The 17904-nt window shown below is 47.3% G+C and carries 18 protein-coding genes and 1 riboswitch; of the genes, 14 read left to right on the top strand and 4 right to left on the bottom strand.

Annotation, left to right across the window (positions count from 1 at the left end):
* Positions 1-48 precede the first annotated feature (48 nt).
* Positions 49-591, bottom strand: coding sequence for a GNAT family N-acetyltransferase (locus tag ADS79_RS32860; RefSeq protein ID WP_049742698.1), 543 nt, complete (start codon positions 589-591; stop codon positions 49-51).
* A gap of 241 nt (positions 592-832) precedes the next feature.
* On the opposite strand from ADS79_RS32860, the gene ADS79_RS32855 reads away from it, so the two are divergent.
* The 3 genes from ADS79_RS32855 to ADS79_RS32845 all read left to right on the top strand — a co-directional run bounded on the left by ADS79_RS32855 (position 833) and on the right by ADS79_RS32845 (position 2781).
* The gene (locus tag ADS79_RS32855) at positions 833-1300 is read left to right on the top strand and encodes a GNAT family N-acetyltransferase (protein ID WP_049742697.1); all 468 of its coding nucleotides are present in this window, start codon (positions 833-835) and stop codon (positions 1298-1300) included.
* Positions 1301-1309: 9 nt separating this feature from the next.
* Positions 1310-2209 (top strand): hypothetical protein, encoded by a 900-nt coding sequence (locus tag ADS79_RS32850; RefSeq protein ID WP_049742696.1) that lies wholly within the window; start codon positions 1310-1312, stop codon positions 2207-2209.
* Between the two features lie 89 nt (positions 2210-2298).
* The gene (locus ADS79_RS32845) at positions 2299-2781 is read left to right on the top strand and encodes an HPP family protein (protein WP_161807335.1); all 483 of its coding nucleotides are present in this window, start codon (positions 2299-2301) and stop codon (positions 2779-2781) included.
* Positions 2782-2868: 87 nt separating this feature from the next.
* Here ADS79_RS32845 and ADS79_RS32840 read toward each other — a convergent pair whose 3' ends face one another.
* Together ADS79_RS32840 and ADS79_RS32835 are read right to left on the bottom strand one after the other, a co-directional pair.
* Positions 2869-4062, bottom strand: coding sequence for a multidrug effflux MFS transporter (locus tag ADS79_RS32840; RefSeq protein WP_049742694.1), 1194 nt, complete (start codon positions 4060-4062; stop codon positions 2869-2871).
* Between the two features lie 168 nt (positions 4063-4230).
* The gene (locus ADS79_RS32835) at positions 4231-5580 is read right to left on the bottom strand and encodes an aminotransferase-like domain-containing protein (RefSeq protein WP_049742693.1); all 1350 of its coding nucleotides are present in this window, start codon (positions 5578-5580) and stop codon (positions 4231-4233) included.
* Between the two features lie 129 nt (positions 5581-5709).
* Between ADS79_RS32835 and ADS79_RS32830 the strand changes: the two genes are divergently transcribed.
* The 7 genes from ADS79_RS32830 to ADS79_RS32800 all read left to right on the top strand — a co-directional run bounded on the left by ADS79_RS32830 (position 5710) and on the right by ADS79_RS32800 (position 12605).
* Positions 5710-6654 (top strand): DMT family transporter, encoded by a 945-nt coding sequence (locus ADS79_RS32830; RefSeq protein ID WP_049742692.1) that lies wholly within the window; start codon positions 5710-5712, stop codon positions 6652-6654.
* A gap of 189 nt (positions 6655-6843) precedes the next feature.
* Positions 6844-7830, top strand: a complete 987-nt coding sequence (locus ADS79_RS32825) for an ABC transporter ATP-binding protein (RefSeq protein WP_049742691.1) — start codon at positions 6844-6846, stop codon at positions 7828-7830.
* Positions 7831-7874: 44 nt separating this feature from the next.
* Positions 7875-8678: an ABC transporter permease gene (locus ADS79_RS32820; protein ID WP_236700186.1), complete on the top strand. Its 804-nt coding sequence runs from the start codon at positions 7875-7877 to the stop codon at positions 8676-8678.
* A complete protein-coding gene (locus ADS79_RS32815) occupies positions 8675-9466 on the top strand; it encodes an ABC transporter permease (RefSeq protein WP_049742689.1) in 792 nt (263 codons plus the stop codon). Before ADS79_RS32820 ends, ADS79_RS32815 begins: the two co-directional genes overlap by 4 nt.
* A 21-nt stretch (positions 9467-9487) precedes the next feature.
* Positions 9488-10540 carry an ABC transporter substrate-binding protein gene (locus ADS79_RS32810; RefSeq protein WP_049742688.1) on the top strand — a complete coding sequence of 351 codons (1053 nt, stop codon included), beginning with the start codon at positions 9488-9490 and terminating at the stop codon, positions 10538-10540.
* A gap of 144 nt (positions 10541-10684) precedes the next feature.
* The gene (locus ADS79_RS32805) at positions 10685-11965 is read left to right on the top strand and encodes a copper resistance CopC/CopD family protein (protein WP_049742807.1); all 1281 of its coding nucleotides are present in this window, start codon (positions 10685-10687) and stop codon (positions 11963-11965) included.
* A gap of 13 nt (positions 11966-11978) precedes the next feature.
* Positions 11979-12605 carry a YcnI family copper-binding membrane protein gene (locus ADS79_RS32800; protein ID WP_049742687.1) on the top strand — a complete coding sequence of 209 codons (627 nt, stop codon included), beginning with the start codon at positions 11979-11981 and terminating at the stop codon, positions 12603-12605.
* 51 nt (positions 12606-12656) lie between these two features.
* Here ADS79_RS32800 and ADS79_RS32795 read toward each other — a convergent pair whose 3' ends face one another.
* On the bottom strand, positions 12657-13268 hold the full coding sequence (locus ADS79_RS32795; protein ID WP_049742686.1) for a HutD/Ves family protein: 612 nt from the start codon (positions 13266-13268) through the stop codon (positions 12657-12659).
* 318 nt (positions 13269-13586) lie between these two features.
* Here ADS79_RS32795 and ADS79_RS32790 point away from each other — a divergent pair, with 318 nt between their 5' ends.
* From ADS79_RS32790 to ADS79_RS32775, 4 genes are all read left to right on the top strand, one after another.
* Positions 13587-14828 (top strand): MFS transporter, encoded by a 1242-nt coding sequence (locus ADS79_RS32790; protein WP_049742685.1) that lies wholly within the window; start codon positions 13587-13589, stop codon positions 14826-14828.
* Between the two features lie 146 nt (positions 14829-14974).
* Positions 14975-15217, top strand: a complete 243-nt coding sequence (locus ADS79_RS32785) for a hypothetical protein (protein ID WP_049742684.1) — start codon at positions 14975-14977, stop codon at positions 15215-15217.
* Between the two features lie 247 nt (positions 15218-15464).
* Positions 15465-16550 (top strand): ribosome small subunit-dependent GTPase A, encoded by a 1086-nt coding sequence (gene rsgA / locus ADS79_RS32780; protein ID WP_049742683.1) that lies wholly within the window; start codon positions 15465-15467, stop codon positions 16548-16550.
* A 448-nt stretch (positions 16551-16998) separates the two neighbouring features.
* Positions 16999-17100, top strand: a riboswitch (purine riboswitch).
* A gap of 183 nt (positions 17101-17283) precedes the next feature.
* Positions 17284-17853 carry a xanthine phosphoribosyltransferase gene (locus ADS79_RS32775; RefSeq protein ID WP_049742682.1) on the top strand — a complete coding sequence of 190 codons (570 nt, stop codon included), beginning with the start codon at positions 17284-17286 and terminating at the stop codon, positions 17851-17853.
* Positions 17854-17904: the final 51 nt, after the last annotated feature.

Raw genomic sequence — 17904 nt, 5'->3', positions numbered from 1 at the left:
TGAATGATATCTTCAGGGGTGTCTTCATGCCCAGGGATAAGCAGATCATCAATGCTTCAAATGCAATACTTCTTCCGGATTGGCAACCATTCGCCCATAATACTGGGTGAAACGAAAGTTGTGTATTTCTTGGCATGCTTTTATCATCTTTTTTAAAATCACTTCTTGCGGTACCTTGTGGTTATCAGGACTCCAGTAATAAATATTCATTTCAAATTCCTCACCGTTCTCATCTGACCATTGATATTGAATTTTGTCAGCTTTCACAAACCCATTTTTTCGATAAAAATGGACCCTCTTCACGGTATCTTCATCTTCGCGATCTACGGGTTCTACCTCGAGCAAAATATCCTTTCCTTTGGCTTTGAGCTTATTGATAATGCTCGTTCCGATTCCTTTTCCTCTCGTTACAGAATCAACCAAAAGATAATCAATGAAAAGAAACGTGGGGAACTCTGCGTACAGCAACAGGTAATCATCTGTTTCCTCTTTGTGATAAATATCTTTTTCATTGATGAGCGCTTGCATCTGACCCATATTTTTCATTTCATGTTCGGGAAAGTATTCAGTCAATCGGTCATACCATTCCATCAGCATTCCCCCGCTCTCGATATGAGAAGCAACCCATCGTTCGCTGTTAAAAGTCTCTTTCCGTCTGTTATAGGAATTATTGTTTGCCAGGCTGAAAATAACCATGACGGTAATTTTAACAAGCCGTTTGGACGAGTAACAAAAGGAGAATGGATAGAGGAAATGTTCATAATAGAAGGTATTTTTAACGGGACTTAGAAAATAGTAGGGATAGATAAATCTAAAAGTCAGGGGTGTTGATGTGCTTAGCATAGGGAGAGTAACAGGGGAGAATCAATACCAGCAGGTACGCGAGCTTTTCACAGAATACGTCGATTCATTAGGTATCGACTTAAGCTTTCAAAATATCGAGACAGAACTGCAAAGCTTGCCAGGGGAGTACGCCGAACCGGAGGGCTGTATCCTGCTGGCTACGTACGAAGAGCAGACTGCCGGGTGTGTGGCCTTGCGAAAAATCGATGAAGACGTTTGCGAAATGAAGCGGCTATATGTGAAGCCAAATTATAAAGGAAAAGGAATCGGCAGGGAGCTCGCCTCATCGATTATTGAAGAAGCAAAGAAACGAGGCTACAGCTACATCCGATTAGATACCCTTCCGACAATGGGACAGGCCATCTCGCTTTACAGCTCGCTCGGTTTTTATGAGATTGAGCCATATCGTTTTAATCCCATCCAAGGAACCAAATATTTGGAGTTAGGATTAGCGTAGGCAATAGGAATGGAGCAGCTATTTGTCATCCTATTGACGGGTTTGGTCATTGTAGCGTTTGTCCTTATTTACAGGAATCGAGAAGAGGCTGAGGCGAATCTTGGCTATAAAATTGTAGGCTACTACCTCTTGGGTGCTTTTACTTTTCGCTTGAACGAATACGCGCTGCCCGTAGGCTTCGTTGTTTTTCTCCTGTTTTTTCGCCCAGTGAAGAACATCAAAACCAAACAGAATTCTGCTTATCTCGGGCTGGCATTTTACCTGTTACAGTTGATCATACCAGCCGTGGAGGAGTACATCTACGAGTATCCCCGCGAGGTAGCAGCCTCCAGCTCCAATATGTATGAGGTTCCATTCACACACGAATGGACAGCGATTAGGGATCGTATTGAAATTGATCCACGTGCTCACCTGGAAGATTTTCATGCCGAGTATCAAAAAGATGGGGAAATCGACAGGCTGTCCTACAAGCTCGTCAGCCGATCGGCGGAAGGTTTTATTCATTATCGTATTGAGTATTCACCCGAGACGAAAGCCTATTCCATTCATCGGAAAAAAGTCGGTAATGAGTGGGGGCAATTTGATCGTACCGTATTGGCCACGAGGTTTTTTGAGGTGTTGGATCAAGCCGAGGTCAAGCAATTGTCTGCGAAGAATGGAGACGAAGAGAACTATCTGATCAGTGATGGAGAAATGACCTCTTATGCTGTGAAAAAATCACAAAAATACAGGATACAGGGTAATGAAATCAAAGAGCTGACTAACGATGAGCTCCCTATAATAGGGTACTCCATTACTACTTGTGGAAGAGCAGAGATGAAGACAGCTGCAGAATCAACTGGTTCTGCAACATCACACGCTTGTGAGCGACAGATCGATTACTTTTTTGACATTGACCCCATCGAATGAGCATTGACAGCCTCCAGAAAACTGACTAGAATGTAGCAGGTGTTTAAAAAGTTACTTAACAAAGTTTTATTGGGGTTGAAATGTTTAGCATGAATATAAAGATCATTGTGATTTGTACATATATCGCGCTTATCTATTGGCTTTCCTTGCATATTTCTTTTTTGGATACACTCTTTTTTCCGACCATCGGAGCATTTAGTTTTCTCTTCGTCACACGCTCTTTTCGTTTTACAGAAATTGGAAAAATAACATTCGGAGCGTTTGTTTCTTCCATGATTGGGACGCTTATTTTTTGGGTCTATCCCAGCTCCATTTCGCTATTTGTCAACGTACTCTTCACCATGTGGCTGATCAAAAGATTGAACTGGAATGCACCACCGATTGTGGCAGTCTCACTCATCCCGTTTTTCTCGCACTCTGCTCATCCCTGGTTGATACCAGTATCGGTGTGCATGGTGCTGCTCGGGTTAATGCTATTTTTATTCCTGGCGGAGAGAATCGAAAAGCTGTGGGCTGGTTCTGGCATTACCAAATTTGGACTGAACCTGTTAATCGGTTCAAAAGCTGAATAAAGGCAGCGGCAGTCTCGGACTTTTTTGTCTTGTCCGAAACTACCTCTGCCTTTTTTGTCTTGCTAGAAGCAGTGGGCAACGTGCCCTCTATCCCTTTACGGTAACGTTCGCTTTGAGCTTTCCACTCACCAGCACCATGACGATGGCAAGCAGCAGAAAATAGAGTGGCATGGTCACCAATGAACCGTTATGCAGGTAGCTCATTCCGCTGGTAATCAGACTGACCACAACGTAATAGCTCAGTCCCAAAATAGCTCCCGCTGTACCGAGCACATCGCTGTAATTCACCAGTGCGAGACTCAGGCAGTTTGGTATCGCAATCCCAATCCCGAGAAGCAGAATAAAGATGGAGACTACCATTACCGCAAAAGACAGTACCGACGGACTCATGCCTATAAGGGTGAAGCCCGTAAGACATATCGCACCGAGCGTTGTTACGAGAGAGCCGATCAGGATGATCTTCTCTGCCGGCAGTCTACCTAACAGTCTTTTCGACAGCATCGCGCCAAGTACAGACGACAGCGCTACGAAAATACCGAGAAAGCCGAACATACCTGGCGTCATCCCGAAGAAATCAATAAAAATAAACGGGGCCTCGGCATAATAGCTGAACAGGATGCCATTTGTGGCCCCGATCAGAAATGCAAATGACCACACTCTTCTGTCAGAAAGGAGACGCTTGGCAACAGAAGCCGTTCGAATGCTCACTGGACTCGCGACTCGCGTTTCAGGCAGTGAAGTGAACGTATACAGGTAAATCGCAACGCTCATCACGACAAGCGTGAGGAATACAGCGTGAAAGCCGAGTGACTGATCTACCCATCCACCAATAAGCGGCCCGATCGCCGGAGAGAAGGCAAGAGCGGCAGAGATTTGGGCAAATACCGCATGGCGCTTGGCTCCCTCAATGCTTTCGCGCAGGATGGTTTGGGTAACGACTGAGCCAGTACTAGCGCCAAAAGCCTGGATGAATCGACTCAGCAATAACCATTCAATCGAGTCTGACAAATAACAACCAAGACTGCCCAGCCCATATACGAGGATTCCCCATAACATGGCCCGGCGACGCCCAATGGAGTCTGAGAGACGTCCCCAGCAAAATACGCCAAAGGCAAAGCCGAGGAAGTAAATGCTGAGTGTCAGTTGGATCGCATTGCCACTCGTTTGAAGCTGGCTGGCGATATCCGGAAGAGATGGTGTATAGATCGTTTCACTAATTTGCGGGAAACCCACAAGAATAATAAAGAGTAACAACGATGGTGTTGAGATTTTTCTTTCCACAATTCATTCCCCCTACAAGCTGAAAATCTCAAGCAGTGTAAGGAGAAATTACGGAATCGGGGGTTTGCATTTACATAGTCGAGTAAAAGAAAGCATATTTTTCACCTGTTTACTTTTTTACTTATAGGGGGATTGTTTCCAAACATCATAACAATAAAATGAATTCGATCACAACCGCATTTTGCACAGGACAGCTACAAGCCCTTGTACGCCTTTGGGAATGTCCTCTTCCTTCGCATTGGAAACGTTGAGCTTGAGTATGTTTTCGCGAGGGAAATCGGGCAAATAATGATGGTCAGCACTCTCCAGCAGGATGGATCGCTTTTTTAGCTGCTGGATTAGTCGCGGTACAGAAACACGGTTGTCCAGCACAATGTGCGTATGAATCCCCGGATATTTGGGAGGCTGGTACGTATACAGACCGCGCGCATTCTCTGCATGCTCGACGAGCGCTGTGTTTAGGGTAATGGATCTTTTCCGATAAGATTCTCGAATTTTTTGCTTATGCCGTTCAAACATGCCGCTTTTTAAATAAATTTCGAGTGCTGCCTGAGAAAGCATCGAGCTGTCGATGTCCTGAAGACGCTTGTGGACAGTAAATGCTTCTGCAAGTGCATCCGGGATGACGGCAATGCCTAAGCGCAGCCCAGGAAAAATGATCTTGGAATAGCTTTTTAAATAAATGGTGTGAGCAGAACGGTCGTACGAAAACAGAGGATCGGCCTTGCTGTCGTGTTCGAGATCGGCCATATTGTCATCCTCGACGATGTACACATCATACTTTTCTGCGAGCTCGACGATTTGCTGCTTTTCCAGTCGGCTGTACGTCGTTCCCAGAGGACTGTGAAAACGGGGCATCGTGTAGAAAAACTTGATATCCTCTGTGCGGAAAAGATGCTCCAGCTCGTCCAAATCGATGCCTTGTGCGGTGCGCTTGATGCCTGCAAAGGGCAGATTGTGGGCTTGGATATAGTCGATAAACAGGTGATAGGATGGCTGTTCGATCAAAATTTTCTTCTTCTGATTTGGAAAGGGAATCGTGCAAAGTAGCGATAATGCTTGCTGAACGCCAGAGGTAATGAAGATGCTCTGCGGATTGGCAAACACTTGATGCTTCGCTAGCTGCTTGGCAGTCACCTGGATAAGAGAGGGCAGTCCCTTAGCAGTTCCGTAGATGAACAGATCGTTTTTATACGTTTCGATCGCTTTGTTGATGCAATGCTGAAAGTCCACATAGGGAAACACATCCGGGTCAGGGGCAGAGGTTGCCAGGTCAATGATACGTTCCTTTGTAGGGCAAACGGCTCCTTGTTTTTTGACCACATAAAAACCACTTTTCGGAACGGAATAGATGAGGTGCCGCTTTTCCAGTTCTTCCAGTGTTCGAATGATTGTGCTTTTGCTGCATTGATACCGTTTGGATAAATCTCGGATGGAGGGCAGCTTATCCCCCTCTTGATAGGCAATGCCCTCGATGAGTGATTCCAGCTCATTTTGCAAATGCAAATATTTATGCACAGCTTACCTCTCCTAGTATATATTTTGTACCGGTACAGATTGTGTTTATTTGCATTGTAGCATGAGCGCGATCCGATTACTATGAAGGTAAGAAGACGGCCGTCTGTGATACGAATGGAGATGAGAACCATGCAAGATAAACAAAAAGCGATTATGGCAGCACTGCTCAATGCACTCATCATCGGACTGTCGTTTATTTTCGTTAAGATCGCACTGACTAGCGCAACCCCGACCGATACTTTGGCACATCGGTTTACCATGTCATTTCTAGCAGCAACCATCCCTGTATTATTCGGTTGGGTTCGTCTCTCGATCAGGGCAAAGGATATTCTGCGTTTAATCCCGCTTGCTTCTCTTTATCCGGCGTTGTTTTTCGCGCTGCAAACGTTTGGGCTAGTGTATACGTCCTCCTCGGAGGCTGGCATCATTCAAGCTACTGTTCCGATCTTTACGATGCTGATGGCCACATACTTTTTAAAGGAATATTCGACCTGGCCGCAAAAGCTGGCAACTCTCTTGTCGGTTGCGGGTGTCATTTACATCTTTGCCATGAAGGGCATGAGCGTGGCAACAGGGAACAGCATAGGCACAATATTGATTCTATTGTCCGCACTCTCGATGGCAGGCTACAGTGTCCTGGCGAAAAAAATGACAAAGTCTTTCCATTATATAGACGTCACGTATATGGTGACGATCATCGGGTTTTTGTCTTTTAATGCCATGGCGTTGTATCAGCATATTGCAGAGGGCAGTCTTACTTCGTATTTCGCACCTTTTGCCGATACGTCATTTGTCGTCTCGATTGTTTATTTAGGGGTACTATCCTCGCTGATTACTTCGCTATTAACCAATTTTGCATTATCGAAAATGGAAGCTTCACGCATGAGCGTGTTCAATAATTTATCGACTTTGGTCACGATTGTAGCGGGTGTACTGTTCTTGGGAGAAAAACTCGCCTACTACCATCTGATCGGGGCAGTGATGATTATTATCGGGGTGATCGGAACGAACTTCCTTGGGGCAAAAGCAGCTACACGCAAAGTCATAGCGAATCCAAAATCAACATCAATGTAAAACAGAAACGAACGCGCTATGAGGTGGATGGTTATACATCTGCCTCTTTCTTTTTTTCACAGGAGCGCTTACAGAAAATCCGACAAAAAATTGAAACGAGAGGGTCTGAAACTGTTTACAAAATGAATCATACACGATATAGTAACCTAGATTACTATGAGTATAATGACATACTGGTGAGATGACGCAATGAAAACGATTATTCATTTGGATACAATTGAAAAGCAATTTGCCGGCAATGTCGTCGTCCCCCCTCTTTCTCTCTCTATAGAAGAAGGGGAGTTTTTGACGTTGCTTGGACCAAGCGGCTGCGGAAAAACAACGCTGCTCAGAATGATAGCTGGATTCGAAGAGCAAACCTCTGGGGAAATATACCTAGACGAAAAGCCTCTGAGCCACATACCGCCGTATCAGCGGGATATGAATATGGTGTTCCAGCAATACGCCTTGTTTCCACATATGACGGTGGAGCAAAATATTTTATTTGGTTTGAAAATGAAAAAAGTGAGCACAGCTGAGCAAAAGAAACGCTTGGAAGAAGTCCTGCAATACGTTCAGCTTACGGAGCTTCGCAGCCGTACGCCAAAGCAGCTCTCCGGCGGTCAGCAGCAGCGGGTAGCGATTGCACGCGCAATCATTAACAACCCGAGAGTATTGCTGTTGGACGAGCCATTGGGAGCGCTGGATTATCAATTGCGGAAAAGCTTGCAGCTCGAACTGAAAAACCTGCAAAAAAATCTGGGAATCACGTTCATTTATGTCACACATGACCAAGAGGAAGCGATGGCCATGTCGGACCGAATCGCGGTCATGAATAAAGGGCGGATCGAACAGATGGCTTCTCCAGCAGAGATTTACAACACCCCGCAGACACTGTTTGTGGCTACGTTTATTGGTGAAAACAACATATTCCGAGATGGTGGGACGATCACTGCCGTACGCCCGGAAAAGATCAAGCTGTATCGAACAGATGAACAGACGGACAAGCACAAGAAAACAGGCCGTATCACGGATGTAGTGTTCCTCGGTAATCTGCGTAAGCTGTACATCCGGATTGACGGTACTGATATGACAGTCATGGCGCATCAATATGCGGGTGACGGTCTCGACTGGCAGGTGGATAATCACGTGGCCTTTGGATGGGCACAGACGGACGAGGTGATTCTTCCTTGTTAAACAAGAAACCTGTGAAACTTCTCGCGCTTCCCGCCATTGTATGGATGGGTGCGCTCTTCGTCTTGCCCATGCTTTTGATCGCGGCCCTGTCGTTCTTAAAAAGAGGAACATACGGGCAAGTTGTCTATGAGTTCACCTTGAACAACTACATCCGCATCTGGGACCCGCTGTACGGTCAAATTTTTTGGGACACGATGGTGGTAGCTATCCTGACTACCCTTTTGTCCATTCTGAGCGGTTATCCTTTGGCGTATTACATTTCAAGGCTCGAGCAATCCAAGCAAAAGATTTGGCTCTTGCTCGTGATGATTCCGTTTTGGATCAATTTCCTCGTTCGCTCTTATGCGTGGGTCATTATTTTGCGCTCACAAGGTGTCGTGAACACGATGCTGCAATCGATGGGTATTATTTCGGAACCGCTGCCGCTTTTGTACAATTCCGGATCTGTACTGCTCGGGATGGTGTATACGCTGGTGCCGTTTATGGTGCTGCCCATCTACGTATCGCTGGAGCAGATGGATCGTCGCAAGCTGGAGGCAGCCTACGATTTGGGGGCGACTCCGTGGAAGGCATTTTGGCATGTGACATTGCCGATGACCAAAACGGGTGTTGTGACCGGTTCCATCCTCGTATTTGTATCCTCCATTGGGATGTTCGTCGTTCCGGATGTGATGGGGGGAGCAAAGTCAGCCTTGATTGGAAACGTCATTCAGAATCAGTTTTTATCAGCGCGTGACTGGCCATTTGGATCGGCCTTGTCCATCGTACTGATGCTGCTGTCCATGCTGTTGATTCTCCTCTATTTCCGCGCGACTAAAGCGAGCGAATCAAAGGAGGGGGCAGCATGAACACACGGCGTCGAAACATTTTATCTGGCTATTCCTGGCTGATGCTCGTCTTTTTATATTTGCCGATTGCCATTTTGGTGCTCTATTCGTTTAATGATTCGCGAATCAATGCGGTGTGGACCGGCTTTACCTGGAAGTGGTATGTATCGTTGTTTGAAAATAGACAAGTCATGCAGGCGCTGGCAAACAGTGTGTCGATCGGGGTTATCAGCAGTGTACTGGCAACCGTGCTCGGAACGGCAGCGTCACTTGCGATCAAGCACTACACGCTGAAATGGCGCAACATCGTCAATGGCCTGATATACTTGCCGATTGTGATTCCAGAGATCATGATGGGACTGGCCCTCTTGGTTTTGTTCAGCCAGATTCATATGGAGCTGGGAAAAGCGACACTGATCATGGCGCACGTTACATTCAGCATGCCGTATGTGATGGTGATCATCTCAGGACGGCTGGCTGATATGGGCAAAGAGCTGGAAGAAGCAGCACAGGACCTCGGAGCGACTCCGTGGGAAACACTGCGTCATGTGACATTGCCACTAATCATGCCGGGCATCGTCGCAGGCTTTCTGATGTCCTTTACATTGTCGCTGGATGATTTTATCATTTCGTTTTTTGTGGCTGGTCCCAATTCGACCACCTTGCCGCTATATATTTACGGACTGGTCAAGCGCGGTGTTTCACCTGAAGTAAACGCACTTTCGACTTTGTTGATCGTTAGTACGGTGCTGTTGGTTATCATCGCTGAGCTGTTCCGCCGTAAGGATTCTAAAACGATTACTTATTGAGTTGGAGGTTGAGAGAGAAAGATGAAACGTATGAAGTCCTTGATGATCGGCGCATTGACCGCCGTACTCGCATTTACCGTAGTTGGTTGTTCCTCCTCTGAGCAGGAAGCACAAGTGCTCAACATTTACAGCTGGGCAGATAATTTTGACCCGGATGTAATCAAAGACTTTGAGCAGAAGTACAATGTGAAGGTCAACTACGACGTGTATGGCAGCAATGAAGAGATGCTTGCAAAAATCCAGGCAGGCGCATCTGGCTACGACTTGATCCAGCCATCCGATTACATGGTAGCAACAATGATTCAACTGGGACTTTTGGAAGACTTGAACAAGGAAAACATTCCAAACATGAAAAACATCGTTTCTACGTTCCAGACACCACCATTCGACCCGGATAACAAGCACTCCGTTGTATACACATGGGGAATTACAGGGATTGCGTACAATAAAAAGTTTGTAAAAGAGCAGCCGACGAGCTGGAACGATCTGTGGAATGATGCCTACAAAGGTCGCGTCATCATGCTGAACGATCCACGTGAAGTGATGGGAATGTCCCTGATCAAAAACGGCTTCTCCAACAGCTCCACGAACAAAGAAGAGCTGGAAAAATCGTTTGCTGATTTGAAAAAGCTCGTACCTGGTGTCGTTGCATTTGATACCGATAACATCAAGCAAAAAATGATCGCAGAAGAAGCGTGGATCGGTACCGTATGGTCTGGTGACGCTGCCTTTATTCAAGCACAAAATCCTGACGTGGAATACATCATTCCAAAAGAAGGCGCTACCATTTGGGCAGACACAATGGCAGTTCCAAAGGGTGCGAAGCACAAGGATTTGGCTGAGAAGTTTATCAACTATTTGATGGAACCTGAAGTCAGCGTGAAAAACTACGAATCAATCGGCTACAGCAACCCGAACGAGAAGGCGTATCCGCTACACAGCGAGGAATACCGTGCAAACAAAATGATCTTCCTCGACACAGCTGATATCGCTCGTGCGGAGTGGCTGGTAGACGTGGGAGATACATTGCAGGAATACGATCGTTACTGGACAGAAATGAAGAGTGGACGATAAACAATGAACCGAGGCTGAGATACAGTCTCGGTTTTTTTGTCTTCAAAAAATCGTCACAGCAATTAGCCCGGTTGAGCCATATGGATTCAGAAACACTAATGATAGGATTAATGACGAAAAGGCGATGGGGGTGGGTTTGTGGTCATGAGGTGGAAACGATACCTGACCTTGCTTTGGCTAGCCCTTTTCCTGGTGCTTGCAACGGGAATGACATCTGTTCAAGCCCATGCAGGATTAATGAGCAGTACGCCAAAAAACGGAGAGGTACTGAAAACAAATCCAGGACAGCTATCCATGCGATTTACAGAAACGCTGGAGCCGGATCTGGTCTCCATGAAATTGTACGATTGGGATGGCAAAGAAATTCGCTTGGAGCGGCCGAGCTTACAGCCTGGAGATGCTTACCAGGTGAACGTTGCGCTGCCTGATTTGGCCGAAGGAACCTATACGGCAATCGTATCAGTCGTATCGGAGGACGGACATCCTGTCGAAGAGCGCTTGTCCTTTTCGATTGGACAAAAGAGCGCGGTTGTGGCTGAGCCCTCTGTGGCAAAGAAATCAGATAGCAGCTATCTGATTGTGTACCGTTATTTGGCCCAAGGCATTATTTTGCTTGGAGGCGGGCTGTACGTGGTCGCTTGGCGGGCGCAGCGCTATGGATTGCCTTCCATGGCACAGCTGTTTGGCATCGGCAGACAGATTGGTTGGATTCTCGGACTGGTTGGTCTTATCTTTCTTTGGTTCTTATACGATGAATCGCTGACTTCCGTTTCTTTGACACAGGCATTATGGCAGCTGGACACAAAGCTGCTTGCTCAGTCGCCGTTTGCGATCATGCTAATCGTCTCTTTTGTGCTGATGCTCCTGCTCGCATTGCCGAATATGATTAGCAGCTGGTATGTGAGCATCTGGGTACTGCTGGTTAGTGCACAAGCCTTTGGCGGGCATGCATGGGGGATCACTCCGGTGTGGCTGTCGATTGTGCTGCGACTGTTGCACGTCCTGACTGTTTCGTTGTGGCTGGGAGCCCTGGTCTATTTACTGCTCGCGGGAAAACAGGCAGAACGAAATAGCAAAGAGTTCAAAGCATTCTTTTTGCGGACGGTTGCCATCGCTGCAGTACTGGCAGTTGTCACTGGCGCTTTCATGCTGCTGGTGCAGACAGACCTGGCTAGTGTTTTACAAAGCTCGCTTACGTGGAGCTATCTGCTGTATGGAAAAGTAATCAGTGTCTGTGTGATGCTAGGGCTTGCTTACCGGCAAACAAAGCGTTGGCGAGGAGAAAATACCTTGCAGCAAGTCCTTTTGCGCTGGGAAATCATACTAGGCATCGTCGCGATTTTGGCAGGTCTGTGGATGAGCCAAACCAACTATCCGACTCCTGAAACAACCACCCAGGAAATCACGCAAACAGATTCAAACTAGGAGGGGTTTTACGATGAAATGGACAAAATGGATGAGCAGTGTTTTGGTGGCAGGGGCGGTATTGACCTTGGCGACTGCAGCACAAGCCCATGTGAATGTGTACCCGAAAGAGACGACGACAGGTGCTTATGAAAAATATACGGTTCGCGTTCCTGTAGAAAAGGATGTCAATACAACGAAGGTAAAGCTCGAGTTCCCTGCTGGCGTAAAGGTAAACACCGTACAGCCAATCCCGGGTTGGAGCTATGAGTTTGAAAAAGATAAAGATGGACGCAATACAGCACTTGTCTGGACGGCGACAGATGGTGGTATCAAGGCACATGAGTTTATGGAATTTGCTTTCGTCGGTGCGAATCCAAAAGAAGAAGGTAGCCTTGCCTGGAAAGCATACCAAACCTATGCAGATGGGGAAGTCGTAGAGTGGACGGGTGACAAGGATTCCCAAACGCCAGCTTCTGTAACGACAGTGAAAGCAGGAGTTGGGGAAGCGGGACATGACCACGGTGAGGCACAAGCGCCTGCAACTGCTCCAGCCCAAGAGAGTGCAGGCAGCGCGGGAACAAGCAACACATTGCCACTGGTTCTCTCTGGCTTGGCACTGCTCATTGCCATCGTAGGTCTGTTTAGAAAGAAAGCATAAATGAAAAGAGAGAAAGCCGTGTAGAGCGAGAGTCTACGCGGCTTTTTACGTTTAGCTATAAAAAATGGACGTCTTGATGAGGGTCACTTTTTTCTGCGCCTGATTGGATACAGTAATCGTTTTTGCCGAGCTCATCTTGCTTATGAGCATAAAGTCGCCATCCTGCAACGTTACCTCATCTTCATCAATAAGAAAGCTAACCGGGCCGTTGACACAGTAAAACGCTTCGTCTACATGGCGCTCGTCATGATCGCGTACTCCCACCAGTTCCAGGTGAAGTCCAGGTGCGACATGGATGGCTTTCAGCTCACCGCTGTTGCCCTCTGCGAGCATGAGATTGAAATCCCTTACCTTTCCTTTGCTTCGTGTTGTCCATCCCCCGCTAAAGCTGTCCTGCTCAAACGGCGGCAGGGTCACGCTGTGATGTCCCTCGTGCTCGATAAACAATTCTCCCTCAAGGATCATTAGTAGCCTCCAGAAGCCGGGGAGCGGGGTGAACGAGGATTCCTCTGCTTCAACGACTGCTGTACTGATTCTCCACTGGAAGCTGCGATCGCTATAAACCGCCGTCTCTGGGTAAATAGCAAGCTGTGTCGTGGAGCCGCCTGACCATTGACTGGTATGCTGCGCACTTTTTCTGGTGATGCGGATTGAGTAGGTCATAGTCTTTTCCTTTCATTTGAGAGGTGCAAAAACGTACGTTACTGCTCACCTCTTAATAGTACCGATGAAATGTTTTTTGGCAAAGATAAAAATGCTCGAGCATTTTCATGGAAATCGTTTATAATAGGGACTAATTACTATCGGAGGTGTAAAAAAATGTTAAAAACATTTGTTGAAAGCACGCAAGTACAGGAAGGAAGAATGATGAGCGGTAGAGTGGCACGTACGTAGTTTTGCAGAATATGCATTGGCATTAAAATCGATTGCATATGTGAAAACGAGAGCGTGTCCTCTGCCTGAAAGGTGGATACAGTCTCGATGGTTTTGGATGCAACGAAAGTTTATATGATAAAGCGGTTTACTACATCGCTCGCCAATACGACGATGTTTACGACGTATGCGATTTACTACATTACGGCGCTTGGACTCAATCCGTTTGAGCTGCTCTTGATCGGGATGGTTCTGGAACTGGCTGTTTTGCTCTTCGAAAGTGTGACGGGTGTAGTCGCTGATACGTACAGTCGGAAATTGTCCGTCATTATCGGAATGTTCGTGATTGGCACAGGATTTGCCATGCAAGGCATCATCCCGGCACTGGAAGGAATGGTTCCGTTCATTCCAGTGATGTTTTGGGTGCTTCTGGCCCAAGTCTTTTATGGAGTGGGCGACACATTTGTTAGTGGAGCAGATACAGCGTGGATCGTGGATGAGGTTGGTGAAGAGAAGATCGGCACCATTTTTATGAGTGGGAAGCGTTATGCTCTGCTGGCAACATTGCTGGGCATCGCCCTTAGTGTTGGACTATCGACCTTGGCGCCGAACTTGCCGTATTTGGTTGGCGGGATCTTGTACTTGCTCCTCGGCGTGTTTTTGAGCCTGTTTATGAAAGAGACGACCTTTACACGCAAGCCGCGAGAAGAAGGAGCATCGCACTTTAAAGAAATGGCTACGACTTGGCTGTCGGGTGCAAAGGTGATTCGTAGTCAGCCAATCCTGTTTTTGATTTTGCTGGTCACGCTGTTTACTGGTGCAGCGTCGGAAGGGTATGACCGACTTTGGGAAGCAAATCTGATTTCGGAGATCGGGTTTCCACTGGTAGGGACATTATCGTTGCCAATGTGGTTTGGTATGATCGCAGCGGTTTCTGCCCTTCTCAGTCTGGTAGCTGTAGGGATTGCGGAAAAGCGGTTAGATGTGAACAACGAACGTGTTGTCGTTGTCGGCATGTTTGTCCTGACTGGCTTAAAGATTGCGGCGGTCATCTCCTTTGCTTTGGCACCCAGCTTTGAATGGGCGCTTGCATGCCTTCTCATGATTGGGGTCATTGAGGCGTTGAGCAGCCCGCTCTATGATACATGGCTCAACTTGAATATTGAAAGCAGTGTTCGTGCGACAATTTTGTCGATGATGAGCCAATCCAATGCGCTCGGTCAAACAGCAGGTGGACCCGTTGTGGGATGGATCGGACATCGACTGTCCATTCGCGCCTCCCTGGTGGTAGCGGGAATCTTGCTAACACCGATTCTGGTTGTATTTGGGCGTGTGCTGCGAAAACGGTAAAGCGACAGAAGGCACGTACTCGATAAGGAGTATGTGCCTTCTTCGTTGTGTATTTGGACACGGCCCTTTACGGTCTTGCCCGTTTCGTATGCTATAATTGACTAGGTAAATACTCTTTCCAGTAGCATAGAAAGGACGTGAGGCAGATGGAGTTTTTCATCATCATCGTCATCTTATTTATGGTCGTTATGCTGATCCTGGCGTCCAAGGCCAAAAAAGGCGTAAGTAGTCGTTCTCATTCTTCGTCGGATAGCAGTACGCCATTTTACGTAGACGATCACCACCACCATCACCACAATCACCATCACCATCATGACGGACACCATGGAAGCTACGACAGTGGCGGCGACAGCGGTGGTGGAGATGGTGGCGGTGGCGGGGGAGACTGACTCTGTTGCATAACCAAATTTCGTGGTACAATAACTGGGAAATAGGAATCCAAACCTGAACGGTTCGTTCGGTTTGAAAAGGAGAGATGTTATATGGCAAACACAAAATTCGTACAGAGTGTAGGTATCGGGGTCGCAGGAATCCTCCTTTCAAGCGAACAATAAAACCGTTCACCCAAAATGAGGATTCGACTGTGACTGGTTTGGCGAAAGCCATTTATTTAACCAATTGCAGGGGGAATCCGTAGTGAATCATCTAACAAACGAACAAACATTGAAATCATTGGGATGGAATGAATACTTTGCTGATCATTTTGCCCCATATGCCGAACAAGGCTACAGCGTAGGACGTATTTCGCTGGAACATAAACGCATTTATCGCCTAATGAGTGAGCATGGAGAGCTCTTGGGCGAGGTAACTGGAAAGCTGCGTTACGAGGCAACTGGCCGCGAGGATTATCCGGCTGTGGGAGACTGGGTTGTGATCAACCCACGTGTAGAGGAGAAAAAAGCCTCTATTCATGCGCTGCTTCCACGCAAAAGCAAGTTTTCTCGCAAGGCTGCTGGGGATACTGTCGAAGAACAGATCGTCGCTGCCAATGTCGATATTGTATTTCTCGTCAATGCGCTAAACAATGACTTTAATATACGCAGAATGGAGCGTTACCTCATTCTCGCATGGGAAAGTGGAGCGTCTCCAGTGATCGTACTGAGCAAAGCCGATTTGTGCGATGATTTGGATGCGCGTCTGGCGGAGGTCGAGTCGGTCGCAATCGGTGTGCCTGTCCATGTGGTCAGCGCTGAGCACGGAGAAGGTCTGGAGCAGCTAGCGCCTTATTTGGGCGAGGGCAAGACCATTGCCTTGATGGGCTCCTCAGGTGTAGGGAAATCTACCTTGATTAACAAGCTGAGCGGCAGCGAAATGCAGCGCGTGAGTGAAGTGCGTGAGGGCGATGATCGCGGTCGCCACACGACGACCCATCGCGAGCTGATCCGTCTACCAGAAGGGGGCTTGATGATTGATACCCCGGGTATGCGTGAGCTGCAGCTATGGGAAGCAGACGAAGGCTTCCGCGGTGCTTTTGACGATATCGAATCCATCGCTGAAGCATGTCGCTTCAATGATTGCCAGCACGAGCGAGAGCCAGGATGTGCTGTCCGCGAAGCGATTGAGGATGGAACCCTGGAAAAAGCCCGTTTTGACAGCTACCTCAAGCTGCAACGAGAGCTGGCACATCTGGCCCGAAAAGAAGACGCCAGACTGAAAGCCGCCGAAAAAGATAAATGGAAAAAAATCAACGTAGAAATGCGCCAAAGAAAACCAAAGCGCTAACCAAAAACCCTCGAGGAATCGAGGGTTTTTTGCGTTTAATTCTTACCTGTTTTTAAAGAAGCCAGGTGGAAGACCAAGGCTGGTGAGAGGAAAGAGGAGAAAAAAGCGGAGGTCTTTGGGACACCGACCGAGGCGGAGTGAAAAAAGGGAAACACGTTCTTAAGCGTCCACCTTGGAATTACTTCTTGAAACCGCTACTTTGGACGCGGTTTCCCTTTTGAAGTGGAGCCGTGCAGTGAATCATCCGCGCTAGTGTCCCAAGTACCTGGAGCGTTTTCTCCTGTTTCCTCTCCACCACTACAGCCAATCAGACAACTACGCGCCCCCACCCGTCAAAAATTAACGCTTGCTCCCCAGCAGACACATATGATAGATTTGATTTTATCGAAAAAGCATAGGAGTACACCGGAAAGTGACGCTCTGCGATAAGTGGATGTCGGGCGCTAACGGGGACTCTCTCATACATGCTCGTATAATTTTGGGAATAAGGCCCAGCAGTTTCTACCGGGTGACCGTAAATCACCTGACTACGAGTGAAAGAGCGTCTAGGGTTCCGTTTCGGCGAGAAGGCTGGTCCGAGCGACGCTAACACGCACAAGCGTGTTACACCTAAGGGAGAAAAGCCCAGAGGGACAGGTTTCACTTCGTGTTGGTTTGTATGTCAGCCAGCTCGTGACCTGTCTGCTCTGGGCTTTTATTGATTGGTAGGGATAAATTCAAGGGGGAAAAACAGATGAAAGAATTACAAGACCGAATCGTACAGGATGGCAAGGTACTGTCTGCATCCGTGTTAAAAGTAGATGCCTTTTTAAACCATCAGGTTGACCCGCAATTGACGATGAATATTGGCAAGCGCTTTGCTGAGCTGTTTACGGACGAGCCTATCACGAAGGTTTTGACGATTGAGGCGAGTGGTATTCATTTTGCAATGGCGACCGCATTTGTACTGGGTGTGCCATTTGTCTATGCGAAAAAGAAAAAGGCTGTCACGTTGACCGAGGAGGTTTACTCCGCACCGGTCCATTCCTTTACTCGTCAAGAAACGTATCAAATCAGCGTGTCTCGTCAATATTTGTCCCCAGAGGATCGGGTATTGATTGTAGATGATTTCCTGGCGACGGGTGCAGCCCTGGTAGGCTTGACGCAAATCATCAAGGATGCTGGAGCTCATCTCGTAGGAGTAGGGGCAGTTATTGAAAAAAGCTTTCAGGAAGGCCGGGGCTTGTTAGAGCAGCAAGGTGTTCGGATTGAATCCTTGGCTCGTATCCAATCGATGTCACCAGAAGGAATTCATTTCATTTAACGTGTAAGAATTTATAAGGTAACTCATAAACGACACTACACTAGAGGAGAG

Origin of the sequence: Brevibacillus reuszeri (genome assembly GCF_001187725.1) — a bacterium.
In the GTDB taxonomy this organism is placed as follows: Bacteria; Bacillota; Bacilli; order Brevibacillales; family Brevibacillaceae; genus Brevibacillus; species Brevibacillus reuszeri.
The sequence above is the reverse complement of the archived record's forward strand: the minus strand, read 5'-3'. Positions and strand labels throughout refer to the sequence as shown.